We start from the raw sequence: 14618 nt of genomic DNA, 5'->3' as shown, positions 1-14618 counted from the left end.
CGTTGTGAATATCATATATAAAATAACCTTGTTGTAATCTCACAACAAGGTTATTTTTGAAAATTTTCTGTCATAGTCTCTTTTTCTTCGACTTATTCACTTACCTTTTCCTTAGCCTCTGCTTGAAGCACTTCAACAACTGTCTTTTGGTCTTTGCGCGCCTTAACTATTAACTCTTTTAGTTCCTTGTCAGGCTTAACTGGCAGGCCAGCTCTTTGTAAATCTTCGCGCGCATCCAGTAAATCTTCTGGTGTAATAGCCTGATCATCGTCACTATCACTCGAAGAAGTCGTGGTATACCCCAACATTTTTAGAGTTTGATTGTTTTTCTTTTCTAAACTCTTAGCTTGCTTGTAGATGTCATCATAATAACTTTCCTTAATCGAACCATAGCCCAAGATGACCGCTAGCTTTTGATTGGATGCTGTATATTCGTGGTGACGACTAAACGTTTTCGCCCGTACGTAAGCCGCTTGGAAAACTTTTCTTTCTTTGATGACTTCTTTCAGCTCTGTCTGCTTGATAGTGGCCATTTTAACAATTTCACTTGAACCACCATCAATTTTAGCAATTTTAATAAATTCTTTGCGCGCGGATTTAAATTCCTTCATTTGACTCTTTTTTAAAGCTTTTCGATACTCACGTAATTGATATAAACTTATCTTCGCTTCAGTCGATTTTTTCTTTTTTTTCAAGGCATCTTGATAATTCAACTCAGCTTTTCTATATTTACTTTTTTTAATATTTTGTTTAGCTTTTTCCATTGCTAGCTGATATAGGTGGTTGTCTTCGTGGGCGCGACTCACTCCATATCCCCCAAAAAAGAGTGCTAACACAACACCAGCAATTAGCCAAATGGTCCAACGTCTCATTGCTTAAACTCCCCTCTATACTAATTCTTTATTTATAATATTACCAAAAATTAAGACAAAATAAAAAAAAGATTGCCCCAAGAGCAAATCTTTTTAAACTGGCATCCAACCAAAGAAGTGAATAGCAAAAACTAAGACTAAACCGATTATCACAGAAAGTCCCATGGAACGGGTCTTAGAAGCCACTCCTAACACCACAATGGCCGCCACAATTTTTCCCAACCGCTCGATTCCAATAAAGGAGTAATCAGAGGTATCCATGAAAATGTCTTTGACAATCAAAGCCGTAAACAAAGATACGGGTACGTATTTCATCCATTCGTTAAACCATTCTGGAATTTTACGAGTCGCAAAAATGCGGAGCGGAATGTAACGAGGTAAAAAGGCAGCAATGGCTGAAAAAATAACAATTAAACCATGATCTAAAAGTGAATAATTCATCTAATTTCTCCTCCTAATTGCCTTTCGTATTTGAAGCAATTTTCTTACGCTTCTTAATCCGCGAAAGCAAGAAACCATTGGCCTTACCGTGCTTAACTAAGTAGTCTTCTAAAGCAAAACCAACCAAAGAAGCAGCTAAAGTTGCCACGATTAAGCCCATAGTACTCTTGAAGATCAGCATGAAAATAACTGCGAAGATTCCGGCTATCACACTGATTAAGACCGTCATCCAGTTCTTCAACTGCATAGCAATCATGTATAAGAACATAGCTGTTAAGGCAAAGTCGACGATTTCCAAATTAATCGCAATAACACTACCAATGAGAGCACCAACCAGGTTAGAAATTGACCAGGAAGCCAGTGAGTAGTGTTCAACCATCAAACTATCTTTACCGCTCCATTGCTTGTCGGTCGCAAATTTTAAATAGTTAACCGCATAGTTTTCATCGTTCATGTGGGATGCAAAAGCTATCAAAAATCCTTTACTCGAACCCCGTAAGTATTGAGATAGGCTTGAACCTAATAAAGCATAACGTAATTCTAAGAAGAATAACATTAAAACAATTGATTGAATTGATGCATTAGAAACTAGCATCGAAGCAATCAAGAATTGTCCCCCACCAGAAAAGACCAGTAAAGAGACTAATAAGGTCATAATTGCATTAAAACCTGCTTTATTCAGCAAAATCCCACAGGCTAAACCAATTGGAATGTATGAAAGACATAAAGGTAGAGAAACGCGCAATACCTCTAGCCAACGTGGTTCTTCTTTTTTCACGAAAAATCCTCCAATAAAACCCTCAGTCCCCCGTTTGACAGATGTAACGTCGTTTCTCTTTCGACATTCTTCTGCCTACACCGCCACAAAAACACCAGCAAGGCAGCTGGCTTGGCTCTTTTATAACGTTTATCTATCTTTCTTCGCACTGAAAGTCATGTCACGTTACAATAATGTAACGTTTGTTCATTACAACAATAAATAATATTTTTTTAAAACTATAATTCCATCATAACAACTCATTTAGGTTATCGTCAACCGATATTAACGTTTTCCGCAAAAATTTACAATAGCTTTACACAAGCGCCATTTGACGATAAGAAATCACAATTTTTTGCTTTAAATCTTGGGCTAAAGTAGACCTTGCCCCCTCGCCGGTAAAAGTGATAATAGCAGAATTCCTTAATTGTTTTTCCACAATACCATCAAAATGTTCCTTGCCAAAAGTAAACGAAACATGACTCCCGACCGTAAAAGGTTGCCCTAAATGGCTAACTTCAATCGTTGGTTGTGTGAGGTCTTTACTACTTTTCGTTATCTTTGTCGTCATGAGAAATTCCTCCTTTGTTTCACTTTCTATTATACGCTTTCAAAATCCACAAAAAAAGAGACTTCTACAGAAATCTCTTCCAATTATATTATTATAATTTACTCATTAACGTACGCCAACCAATGACGAAAATATTAGCCTTTTGAACCGCCTGCTTAGTTTGAGCCGGAATTTGAAGGCTAGTTTGACCGTTAAGGAAAGCTAGCTTTTGCCCCTTTACCGTTAAAGCATAGTTTCCAACCGTTTTTCCTTGCGCAATTGGAGCTACTAAGCCATTTTTTTCAGTTAACTTCTTATTGGCCATCACGCTCGCTTGAATTTGTTTTTTCGTCAGTCCTTTCTGTAACCATAGGTGACTTGCTTGAGCAGTTTGAACGGGCACCGTCAATTCCTTACCATGAAAGGTTGCCAAAGACTTGGCTTGGGCATAACTTTGCCCCTGTGCTAAGTTAGTGTAAGTATAGTTATTGTAGACATAGGACATTAACTTTTGACTATCTTCGAACCGTGCCGTATCAGTTTCACCTTCATGACGTGACCCCATGACCACGGTAATAATCCGGTGACCATCCTTATTTACCGTCCCAATGAAACATGCCCCTGCGCTATCAGAAGTTCCCGTCTTTAATCCATCAACTGGTAATTTCGTATAAGCTTTAGATAACCCTTTCAACATCCAATTCCAATTTTCCATTTGTGTTTTATTAGTCCCATTATCAAACTCTGCCTTCGTCATCGCTGTAGTTTTCAAAATTTCAGGGTACTTTTGTAATAAGTTTTGGCCGATGAGAGCCATATCCTTGGCAGACATAGCGTTTTCCGCATTCTTAGCTACACCAGGATAAGCGGCGCCTTTAACCTCACCATTGCTCAACCCATTAGCCGTATAAAGCTGTGCATCTTGAATGCCAAATTTCCGAGCCTGTTTTCGCATCAAATCAATAAAGGCTGGATGACTTCCTGCAAGAGCATAACCTAAAGCCATAGTAGCCCCATTAGCAGAATAAATTAGCATTGCTTGGTATAGCGATTTAACGGTGTATTGATGATCGGTTTTAAGGGGAACATTTGATAACGAAGTATCTTGACTAACCGCAGCCGAATCCTTATCTACCGGTATTTCTTGATTCCAGGTTAATTTATGATCATGGATGGCCTCTAAAACCAAGTACGCTGTTAGCAACTTACTCATCGAAGCTACTGGCATTGTAGTCTCTGCATTTTTGGCATATAAAACCTGCCCCGTCTTAGCATCAACGGCAATGGCTGCTCGAGCCGTAAGATTAAGCGATTCTTGACTATCAGCTAACGTTGCTGCTTGAGCTTGAATTTGATTAGTAGTAAAAACCGTTAAACCCGGTGTTAGTAGCGCTGTTACTGTCAGTAAACTGACAACCATCTTTTTAATCTCTTTGAAAAGTCGCATTTCTTTTCCCTCTTAAACTAAATTTCTTATTTAAGGATAGCCTAAAAAAACCAAGTCTTCAAGACTTGGTTTCAGATTTTTACCATCTTTTAACTTAGTTTCGCATTTCAACTTGGTGCTGATTTGTCAATGGCAAATGAATAATAAAACTCGTCCAAGTTTCATCCGAAGTTACATAAATATAGCCTTGGTGCATTTGGACAATTCCTTGAGTAATAGCAAGTCCGAGTCCCGTCCCACCAGTTTCTTTAGAACGAGAACTTTCTACCCGATAGAAACGGTCAAAAACCTGACTTAAAGATGCTTGGGGAATGGGTTCTCCATCATTTTTAACCACGATTTTAACCTCTTTAGCTGAAAGCTGCTGAGCACTAAGAACGATTTGATGTCCTCCGTGACCATACTTAAGCGCGTTGGTAATTAAGTTATTGAAAACCCGCGCTAATTTTTCGCCATCAGCTTCAATCATCAAAGGCTCAACAGGCACATCAATCTTAATTTTCATCTGCTTTTTTTGAGCTTCTAACTCAAAAGAAGCTCCTAATTGTTCGATCATGGCTCCCAAATCGAGCTGGCCAAGATTTAACTTGGCCCCCGTTTGATTAATTTTAGTATATTCGAATAAATCGTCGACTAAAGCTTTCATCTGCCCAGCCTTAAGGTAGGCCGTGTGCGTGTACTTTAAAAGGTCAGCTTCATTTTGATATTGTTGATTTTCCACTAAACCTAAATAACCGATAATTGAGGTTAAAGGCGTCCGAATATCATGGCTGACATTGGTAATCAATTCATCTTTAGAACGCTCAATGCGTCTTTCTTCTTCCATTGCATTAACCGCTGATTCAACCAAAGCATTGACACTTTCCACCACTTTTTGCATCGGCCCCTTCAATTCAAACGGAATTTTATGTTCCAGGTGACCGGCAGCAATATAGTGCAACTCATCAATGATATGGTGGAGTTGCATTTGGCCATAACGCCGAATTAAACGCCAATAGACAACTGCGACATTCACGAGCGTTGCTAAAGCCATAAAAAGCCAGCCCCAAGACCAAATTCGAATATTACTTGGCCCAAAACTCAGGGACATTTTAATTTGAAAGATTCCGTTTTTGAGGCCTGGATTTTGCGTCACCAGTTGATTTAATAAGATATACAACGACATTTCCATCAGCAGTAATAAAATCACGGTAATAATGCCTTCGACAACTAATTCACTTTTTTCCCGGCCGGTTAATCGCAGCTTCACAAGCCCACTCCCCCACTAAAAATTAGCGCACCTCGATTTTGTAACCTACACCCCAAACAGTTTGGATTACCTTCTCACCATCAGTAGCTTCTTCAATTTTATCACGTAAGTGGCTCACGTGCACCATCACAGTTTTCGCTGAAACGACTGATTCTTGTTGCCACACACGTTCGAAAATTTCATCAGCTGAAAAGACCCGGTTAGGATGACTCGCTAATAGGTATAAAATTCCAAATTCCAAAGCTGTTAATTGAATGGACTTACCCGTTAAAGTTTCAACTTCGTGGGAATCTTTTTTGATAACTAGTGGTCCCACTTCGATTTGATCAGGTTCTTCATTTTTTACATCGTGTTGGGAACGGCGTAAAAGTGACTTAACCCGCGCCATAACTTCTAAAGGATTAAAGGGCTTGGTAACATAATCATCAGCCCCTGAATTAAACCTTGAATTTTATCGAGGTCATCAGTTTTAGCTGACAGCATTAGCACGGGAATTTGTGAATCTTTACGTACTTCGCGGACAACATTTAAACCGTCCATTTGGGGCATCATCACATCTAAAATCATTAACTTGATGTCAGGGTTCGTATTTAACTTGGTGAGAGCTTCCTTACCGTTATAAGCCTTTTCAACCTCATAACCTTCATTAGTAATATAAATTCCTAGTAATTCAACAATATCTTTATCATCATCAACAACTAAAATCTTCATTTTTTTAACTCCTTTAACTAATTTATCCAAGCAAGTTTGAACCGCAAAATCCCTATTTCCTTGCCTTTCTTTAAGCTTATCCTAACCAATCCCCTAAACAAATTCAAGCAATAACTAGTTAATTCAAAAAATTTTCAAATTCTTCAGAAAAATCTTAAGAATTACCAAAAAAGCCAGCCCTAAGGCTGACTTGTTTTACTTTAATTTTCGTAAGCTGCGGCCTTTTGACGGTAGCTTTCCACTTCATCTTCGGAACAACGCACAAAGTGACCTGGGGTAATTTCGTGTAATTTACGTGGCTTACCTTCTTGATCATTTTCGATAGCTGGATCGTAAGCCAAACGTTTACGTTGCCGTTCAAATTCTGGGTCTGGTACCGGCACCGCCGAAATTAAACTCTTAGTATAGTCGTGTAATGGTTTGAGGTAAACATCATCGGCTGGGCCTACTTCGAGTAAACGTCCGTAGTGTACCACTCCAATACGGTCAGAAATAAACTTCACCATGGACAAATCGTGGGCAATAAAGAGGTAAGTTAAACCTTGCTTTTCTTGCAATTCTTTCAATAAGTTCACAACTTGAGCTTGAATAGAAACGTCCAAGGCGGAAATTGGTTCATCGGCAATAATAAACTTAGGTTGCACGGCTAAAGCACGGGCAATCCCGATTCTTTGTCTTTGTCCACCGGAAAATTCGTGAGGGTAACGACTCGCATGATCCTTGTTCAAACCAACTGTTTCCAAAAGTTCTTCAACTCGCGCCCGGCGTTCTTCCTTAGAAGATACCAAACCGTGAATATCAATCCCCTCAGCAATGATATCTTCAACCGTCATCCGAGGATTTAAAGAAGCATAGGGATCTTGGAAAATCATTTGCATGTCGCGCGTGAAGTCCATCTTATCTTTTTTAGACTTTAATCTACTTACATCTTTACCATCAAAGATGATTTGTCCATCAGTGGGGTCATAAAGGTGAATCACTGAACGACCAATCGTGGTCTTCCCAGAACCAGATTCACCAACCAAACCAAAAGTTTCACCTTCGTAAATGTCAAACGACACATCATCGACGGCTTTGACCATGTCAGGCTTGCCCACACCGAAGTATTGTTTTAAATGCTTTACTTCGAGAATTTTTTTGTTTTGATTAACCATGTGGTTATCTTCCTTTCTGGTCTAGTTTTCTTTTTGCGTTAACAAGTCCCGGTAGTGGGCTTGCCGACGTAAAATTTCTTCTGGTGGAGTAACCTTAGGTGCATCTGGATGCAATAACCACGTTGCTGCATAGTGACCTTCAGATACCTTGAAGAATGGTGGTTGTTGGGTCGCATCGATTGCCATCGCGTATGGGTTCCGCGCCGCAAATGGGTCCCCTTTAGGTGGATCCAATAAGTCTGGCGGGGTCCCTGGAATTGCTTCTAGGCTCTTAGATTCCAAGGTTGGCATGGAGTTCAAAAGTCCCCATGTGTATGGGTGTTGAGGGTTAAAGAAAATATCATCTACCGACCCATATTCCACAATCTGACCAGCATACATTACGGCTACACGATCCGCCATTCCGGCCACCACCCCTAAATCGTGGGTGATGAAGATGATGGAAGTTTCAATTTTTTCTTGTAATTCCTTCATCAAGTCTAAGATTTGCGCTTGGATTGTAACGTCCAAGGCCGTCGTTGGTTCGTCGGCGATTAAAATTTCTGGATTACATACTAAGGCAATCGCAATCACAATTCTTTGCCGTTGTCCTCCAGAAAATTGGTGTGGATAGTTGTTAATTCTTTCTTCCGCATCCTTAATCCCTACTAGCTTTAATACCTCTAAAGCACGGGCCCACGCTTTTTTCTTATCCATACCGCGGTGTTTGATGAGTGGCTCCGCAATTTGTTGGCCAATTTTCATAGTTGGATCCAAAGAAGTCATTGGATCTTGGAAAATCATGGCAATATCTTTACCACGCACATCTTGCATTTCTTTTTCGGTATTTTTTAATAAATCTTTACCGTGGAAGAGAATTTCGCCTCCGACCACACGGGCGTTATTCGCAAGTAAACCCATTAAACTCTTGGTGGTAACTGATTTCCCGGAACCAGATTCCCCCACAATTGCTAGGGTTTCCCCCTTATTTAGGTGGAAGCTAACATCGCGAATCGCTTTAACTTCCCCAGCATAAGTGTGAAAGTCGATTTTAAGGTTTTTTACATCTAAAATTCTTTCGCTCATTTTACTACCTACCTATCTATCTTCTCGTCTTAGGGTCAAATGCATCCCGCAAACCGTCACCTAAAAGGTTGAAGGAAATCATCAAGACACATAAGACAATAGCTGGATACCACATTTGGTATGGCAAGAATTGGAAGTTCTTTTGTCCTTCGTTCATCAATACCCCTAATGAAGTTTCTGGAGCAGAAATCCCAATCCCAATGAAACTCAAGAAGGCTTCGAAGAAGATAGCCGAAGGAATGGTGTACATTGTTTGGATAATGATGATACTTGATAAGTTAGGTACCAAGTGCTTCCAAGCAATCTTAGGCGCTGATTGGCCTAAAGTCCGTGCTGCTAAAACATATTCTTGGGACTTCAATTGCAAGGTTTCGGCCCGAATCATCCGCGCCATAGTTGTCCAAGATGAAATGGCAATAGCGGCCACAATAGAACCAATCCCTGGCTTCAAGACCAATAACATCAAAACTACGATAACCAAACTAGGTACTGAGGAAATAACTTCGATAATCCGTTGCATTACATTATCAACGCGACCACCTTTCCAACCAGAGACAATCCCGTAAGTCACCCCGATGGCTAAGTCAAAGAAAGTAGCAAACAAAGCAACAATCAAGGAAATTTTAGTACCATAGATAATCCGTTCAGCTAAAGAACGACCTAAGTAGTCAGTCCCTAAAGCAAAGTACTTGTTAGTGGCGTTGTTTTGAGCGTAAATATCAACCCATTCGCCCCCAACTTTCATCTTCCCGTTTAAACCATTAATGAAGTCTAAACCGTGTACCCGAGCAGGTAAGTTAGCATATTGTGGTGCTGACTTAACCAAAGTTGAATTATCAATAAATGGTGTTGAGCCAAAAGCCACTACCACCATCAATAAGATGATAAATAAGGAAACCACGGCCCCTTTATTCTTCTTCAAACGGCGCCAAGCATCTTGGGTAAAAGTTAATGAAGGAGCCGCAATTTTTTCATTATCCAGGTTTTCTTCCTTGGCTAAGGGTTTGAAACTAGCTGGATCTAATTTAATCTTTTCTTCCATACTCTTATGCCTCTTTTCCTGCAAGTCGAATCCGTGGGTCAATAATACCGTAAACGATGTCCGTTATTAAGATAACTGCCACCAAACCAGCAGAAAATAACATTGTTACCCCCATGATGGTTGGGTAGTCGTTAGTGGTGATGGACTTAACGAATTGTTCCCCAATCCCAGGATGGAGAAGATATTTTCGATAACCATCGAACCAGTCATCAAGGAAACGGTGTATGGCCCAATCAGAGTTACCAACGGAATCAAACTGTTACGTAAAGCGTGGTGGTAAACGATTTGGAATTTTGTCAACCCTTTAGCCCGCGCTAATTCGATGTAATCAGAGTTCAAAACATCAACCATCCCTGTCCGAATAAACCGGGCTGTTTCAGCCAATGGCCCTACCCCCAGGGCAATCGTTGGGAGAACCGTGTAGGAAAAGCCCCCCCAGTCAGCAATGGGGAACCAACCTAACTTCAAACCAATGTAGTATTGCAATAAGACAGCTAACACGAAGTTAGGTACAGACTTACCAATGATAGATAAAATTGTCACCAAAGTATCTACCCAAGTATTACGGTTGATAGCAGCAATCGAACCTAAAATAATCCCAAAGAAAACCCCAAAAATCATGGCTTGCAACCCTAATTGAGCTGAGGCGCCAATCCGGCTAGCAATCAAGTAAGAAACTGGTTGGTTACTAAATTGGAAACTTGTTCCCATGTCCCCATGCAACATTCCTCCTAAGTAAAGGAGGTATTGTTGCCAAAGTGGTTTGTCCAAACCATATTGTTCATTCATGATTTGAATTTGAGCAGCCGTTAATTTTTCTTGATTTGAATATGGTGTCCCCGGCATCAACTTCATTAAGAAGAAGGTGATTGTCGCCACTAAAAACAGGGTTAACACCATATAAAAAACACGTTTTAGTAGGTATTTACGCATTTCTCTCTCTCCTGACTAATAATTATTTTAATAAATCCACCATAATTGCTTAGCGATTTACAACGTTTATTTAATATTTATATCACAAAACCGAACAAAATTCTACTAACTTAGCTTAAAAAATAGAGAATTGACCGCTTGCATGGCCAATTCTCTACCTTTTATTCAGTATTCACTTGCCACTAGAGCTTATTCTTGGATGTAAGCATCCTTGAAGTTGTAGTTAACCCCAGCAGTGTTGTAGATAATACCTTTAACCTTTGTCTTAACTAACCAAGGTGTGTTCTTGTTGTAGATTGGAGAAATACCTTCTTCACCCATCAAGATTTGTTGAGCTTGTACTAAGTCATTCCAACGCTTGTCAGGGTCATTAGCATCTTCATTCTTAGATTTTGCAATCAATTCATCGTATTGTTGGTTTGACCACTTACCTGCGTTATTAGCGTTATCAGAAGTAAATAAGTCTAAGAAGGAAATTGGATCAGAGAAGTCTGCTCCCCAAGCGGAAAGCACGATATCAAAGTCACCCTTATTTGTACGGTTAATCCGTGTCTTAAATGGCACATTAGCAGTCGTTACTTTTGCACCTTTAAGGTTTGTTTCAATTGCTGATTGTAAGAATTCCGTTGACTTCTTAGCTCCGTCAGTATCGTCAGAAAGAATTGAGAAGTTTAAGCTTGATACCCCTAATTCTTTCAAACCTTCAGCCCAAAGTTTTTGAGCCTTCTTGACATCATAAGTTACCCCGTCGCCGTTATTAGCAGCTGCTGAGAAGTCCTTACCGTTGTTTGAAGCTAAGCCAGCAGAAACTAAACCTGTAGCAACAGTACCTGAACCTAAGACTTTATTTACGAATTGCTTCCGGTTAATTACCAAGGAAATTGCTTGACGAATCTTTTGGTTTTGGAAAGCCTTCACACCGTCAATATCCTTTTCTTGATTGTATTGGAAATAGAAAGTTGAAGCGTCTTTACGTACAACATAGTCTTTTTGGTTCTTAACTTGTTTAGCTTGTTCAACGCTCAATGGAGTGGCATCTAACTTACCTGATTGGTAAAGGTTAAAGGAAGTTGAAGTTGACTTGTTAACTTTGACATTAATTGCGGAAAGTTTAACGTCTTTCTTGTCCCAGTAGTTATCGTTTTTAGCCATCGTCCATGAAAGGTTAGAACCAGTCCACTTAGTTAACTTAAATGGTCCGTTGTAAACCATGTACTTGGAGGCAGTCCCGTACTTATCCCCATACTTTTCAACCACTTTTTGATTTTGTGGGAAGAAGACAGGGAAGCCCATTAATAACTTGAAGTAAGGAACTTGCTTATCTAAAGTAACCACTAACTTGTAGTCACCTTCAGCCTTAATTCCTAAATCAGTTACTGGTTTTTTACCTTCTAAAACATCGTTAGCATTCTTAATGCCATCAAACAAGAAAGCATATTGTGAACCCGTCTTAGGGTTAACTGTTCTTTGCCATGAGTATACAAAGTCCTTAGCCGTTACCTTGTCACCGTTAGACCACTTGGCATCTTTACGTAAATCAAAAGTGTAAGTTAAACCATCCTTAGAAACGCTAGTCTTAGTAGCAATTCCTGGGGTGATTTTGCTATCTTTACCGATACGGTAAAGACCTTCCATCGTGTTGTTTAAAGTGTTAAATGAAACAACATCTGTAGCGGTTGACAAGTCCATGGTTGGTAGTTCTGCCGTTTCATCCCAGTTTAAAACTTGGTTAGAACTTGAAGCAGACTTAGAAGAACCACAAGCAGCTAATAATAATGCAGCTGCAGTTGATACAACCCCAACTTTAGCAAGTTTTGAAATCTTCATATATACAACTCCCTTAATTTTTATTCGTAAATTGGATGATTACACCCTTTTTACTTCTTTTCGCTGTATAAATTCTACATTAAATTTTTTGATAATTCAAGGTTTTTTTAAGAAAAACACCCATTTTATTCATAGTTTATTTTCATAAAACTCTATTTCTTTCTTTATAAATGTTAAGATATCTATCACTTTTTCCTTATCTAGACAGGTTCTAATTCGCCCCCTTAAGCAAATACTGCTATAATAAAAGAAAAGCTTAAATAGAAAGAAGGAACATTATGCCGCAAGATATAACTCGCGTCGTCATTGCTGGAATTGATAATGAGATTGAAAATTTCAGCTACACCATGCAAGAACTTAAAGCTTTAGCCCAAGCCAACTATATGAAAGTTGTCATGGAAATCTCCCAAAAGCTTCCTAAGCCCGTCAGTGGAACTTACTTTGGAACGGGAAAAGCCGAAGAGATTAAAAATGCGGCCCTGGCTAGCGAAGCGGAGACCGTCATTGTGAACGACGAATTAACCCCCACTCAAATCCGCAACTTAGAAAAATTAACAGACTTAACGGTCATTGACCGAACCGCCTTAATTTTGCAAATTTTTGCTTCTCGCGCCCGCACCAAAGAAGCTAAACTTCAAGTCCAAATTGCTCAGCTTCAGTACCAACTTCCTCGCTTGCACACCAGTTCTGCTACCAAGTTGGACCAACAAAGTGCCGGGGGTGGTTACAGTAACCGGGGGGCTGGGGAAACCAAATTAGAATTAAACCGCCGGGTAATTGAAAAACGTATCAGTCACCTCAAAGCTCAATTAAAAGACATTGACAAAGACCACCAAATCCAAAGAAAACAAAGAGATTCTTCTGGTATCAAGACCGTCGCCTTAGTTGGCTACACCAATGCTGGTAAATCAACTACTATGAATGGTTTATTACGCCTAACGGGACAGGAAGATGATAAGCAAGTTTTCGAAAAAGATATGCTTTTCGCAACTTTAGATACTTCAGTACGTAAAATCCACTTCAAGGACAATAAAGAAATTCTTTTATCTGACACAGTAGGTTTCGTTTCTAAACTTCCCCACCAACTAGTCAAGTCCTTCCGTTCCACCTTAGCCGAAGCTGCTCAAGCTGATCTCTTAATCCAAGTCATCGACGGTAGTGACGAAAATGCACGTGATATGATTGCGACCACTGAAGAAACGCTAAAAGAAATTGGCGTTACAGAGATTCCCATGATTTACGCCTATAATAAGGCTGATTTAGCAGGACAATCTTATCCACTTTTAGCCGGAGATAGTTTCACTTATAGCGCGCGTGACCAAGCCAGCTTAGAGGCTTTAATTGACCTCATTAAAAAGGAAGTTTTTGCCGACTACGAAACCCATACCTACCTAATTCCTTTTGACCAAGGACGCTATGTAGAAGCTCTCAATCAAAATGCTGAAATTCTCGCTACCGAGTACTTACCAGAAGGTACCCAAATCACCGCCAATCTAGCTCAAGATTTGGCCGGCAAACTCCAAAACTTCCTCGTTCAAGCTTAACTAAAAAAAGTCCGCTTCAACATAGCGGGCTTTTTAGTTGCAATGAAAAAGTCTTGCTGTGAACGCAACAAGACTCCTATATTATTTTTATCGCCGCCGACGTAATTCACGGTCTGCTCTTTGAAGAACTTTTTCCACACGGCTTTCTTCTGATTTAAACTCTGCAGCCACCTGGGTTTCAGCTTCTTTAACTACCCCGTGTACACCTCTTTGTCGGTATGCCACTCGACTTTCCAAAGCAAAGGGTGCCTCTTTTTCAACACTCGAAGTCCGTCCCGCAACACGGTATGGTCCTCCCGTTAAGAGCACTGTCGCCAGGTAAAGATGGTAACGTTCCATGGCTTCACTGGCGGGCATTAGGCCAACAGTTTCGACCGTCCCCAAATCTCTTCTTTGCATTTGGTTAAGCCCACCCCAAATTTTTAACTGGCCTTGATTATCTTGAGCCAGTTCAAAATACGGTAAAGCTAACGGAGCACCCATCGCCAAGGGCTTATCACCATTTTTAGCTTGCGTAAATAGTTGTCGTTCCCCTAAGCCACCATAATCTAATTGGAGATAGTCAACCGCCAATAAATCTTCAACCACATGAGCTAAGTTACTTTTTTGAGTCTCAGAAAAGGTAATTTCTGCTGGCAAAAAGTCAGTATCTTGAAAAATGCCATTGGTCTGCACAAAACCAGCCTGAGCATTATTTGGCTTCGGTGCATCAGTCAAAGGATCCTTAGCTTCCAAGTGGAAAGTCTTTTCAATCCATGGCGACACGTCAAACTGGGATTTTTTGTCTTCTGTAAAGTAATATAAGATGTTAAGGTATGCAAAGTAAGCAATTACTAAGAAGGCCAAGATAAATAATAACCCTCGCCCCCAGTAACCATTAACAAAGAAACGGTAGGATACATACAAAAGATAGAAATCTCCCACACTTGCCATGGCCGTGTAAATACGGTTTTTTATTTTAACGTTTAGATTAATATAGGATAAGTAACTATTTATCATACTTAAAAGACTAACCATTTAATTCAC

Annotated in this window: 12 protein-coding genes and 2 pseudogenes; 1 reads left to right on the top strand and 13 read right to left on the bottom strand. The window is 39.9% G+C overall.

Annotated features, from left to right (window positions below; translation table 11 throughout):
• Window positions 1–92: 92 nt before the first annotated feature.
• The 12 genes and pseudogenes from JCM10991_RS12550 to JCM10991_RS03755 all read right to left on the bottom strand — a co-directional run bounded on the left by JCM10991_RS12550 (window position 93) and on the right by JCM10991_RS03755 (window position 12048).
• Complete coding sequence (locus JCM10991_RS12550) at window positions 93–872, bottom strand: hypothetical protein (RefSeq protein WP_023860113.1); 780 nt, start codon at window positions 870–872, stop codon at window positions 93–95.
• Window positions 873–965: 93 nt separating this feature from the next.
• A complete protein-coding gene (locus tag JCM10991_RS03805; protein ID WP_023860112.1) occupies window positions 966–1313 on the bottom strand; it encodes an AzlD domain-containing protein in 348 nt (115 codons plus the stop codon).
• 13 nt (window positions 1314–1326) lie between these two features.
• Complete coding sequence (locus JCM10991_RS03800) at window positions 1327–2091, bottom strand: AzlC family ABC transporter permease (RefSeq protein ID WP_025020607.1); 765 nt, start codon at window positions 2089–2091, stop codon at window positions 1327–1329.
• Between the two features lie 295 nt (window positions 2092–2386).
• Window positions 2387–2641, bottom strand: coding sequence for a hypothetical protein (locus tag JCM10991_RS03795; protein WP_023860110.1), 255 nt, complete (start codon window positions 2639–2641; stop codon window positions 2387–2389).
• 91 nt (window positions 2642–2732) lie between these two features.
• Entirely contained in the window at window positions 2733–4067 is a 1335-nt protein-coding gene (locus tag JCM10991_RS03790) for a D-alanyl-D-alanine carboxypeptidase family protein (RefSeq protein ID WP_023860109.1), read from the bottom strand.
• Between the two features lie 94 nt (window positions 4068–4161).
• Window positions 4162–5316, bottom strand: a complete 1155-nt coding sequence (locus tag JCM10991_RS03785) for a sensor histidine kinase (RefSeq protein ID WP_025020606.1) — start codon at window positions 5314–5316, stop codon at window positions 4162–4164.
• Window positions 5317–5338: 22 nt separating this feature from the next.
• Window positions 5339–6027 (bottom strand): annotated as a pseudogene (croR, locus tag JCM10991_RS12545) (response regulator transcription factor CroR).
• A 200-nt stretch (window positions 6028–6227) separates the two neighbouring features.
• Window positions 6228–7181 carry an ABC transporter ATP-binding protein gene (locus tag JCM10991_RS03775; RefSeq protein ID WP_023860106.1) on the bottom strand — a complete coding sequence of 318 codons (954 nt, stop codon included), beginning with the start codon at window positions 7179–7181 and terminating at the stop codon, window positions 6228–6230.
• Window positions 7182–7202: 21 nt separating this feature from the next.
• Window positions 7203–8246 (bottom strand): ABC transporter ATP-binding protein, encoded by a 1044-nt coding sequence (locus JCM10991_RS03770; protein ID WP_023860105.1) that lies wholly within the window; start codon window positions 8244–8246, stop codon window positions 7203–7205.
• A 16-nt stretch (window positions 8247–8262) separates the two neighbouring features.
• Window positions 8263–9288, bottom strand: coding sequence for an ABC transporter permease (locus JCM10991_RS03765; RefSeq protein ID WP_023860104.1), 1026 nt, complete (start codon window positions 9286–9288; stop codon window positions 8263–8265).
• Window positions 9289–9292: 4 nt separating this feature from the next.
• Window positions 9293–10221: pseudogene (opp3b, locus tag JCM10991_RS12540) on the bottom strand (oligopeptide ABC transporter permease).
• A gap of 189 nt (window positions 10222–10410) precedes the next feature.
• Entirely contained in the window at window positions 10411–12048 is a 1638-nt protein-coding gene (locus JCM10991_RS03755) for a peptide ABC transporter substrate-binding protein (protein WP_025020605.1), read from the bottom strand.
• A gap of 290 nt (window positions 12049–12338) precedes the next feature.
• On the opposite strand from JCM10991_RS03755, the gene hflX reads away from it, so the two are divergent.
• The gene (gene hflX / locus JCM10991_RS03750; RefSeq protein WP_025020604.1) at window positions 12339–13592 is read left to right on the top strand and encodes a GTPase HflX; all 1254 of its coding nucleotides are present in this window, start codon (window positions 12339–12341) and stop codon (window positions 13590–13592) included.
• An 87-nt stretch (window positions 13593–13679) separates the two neighbouring features.
• On the opposite strand, the gene JCM10991_RS03745 is transcribed toward hflX, so the two are convergent.
• Complete coding sequence (locus JCM10991_RS03745; protein ID WP_025020603.1) at window positions 13680–14609, bottom strand: DUF6681 family protein; 930 nt, start codon at window positions 14607–14609, stop codon at window positions 13680–13682.
• Window positions 14610–14618: the final 9 nt, after the last annotated feature.

Origin of the sequence: Ligilactobacillus equi DSM 15833 = JCM 10991, assembly GCF_000615765.1 — a bacterium.
In the GTDB taxonomy this organism is placed as follows: Bacteria; Bacillota; Bacilli; order Lactobacillales; family Lactobacillaceae; genus Ligilactobacillus; species Ligilactobacillus equi.
The sequence above is the reverse complement of the archived record's forward strand: the minus strand, read 5'-3'. Positions and strand labels throughout refer to the sequence as shown.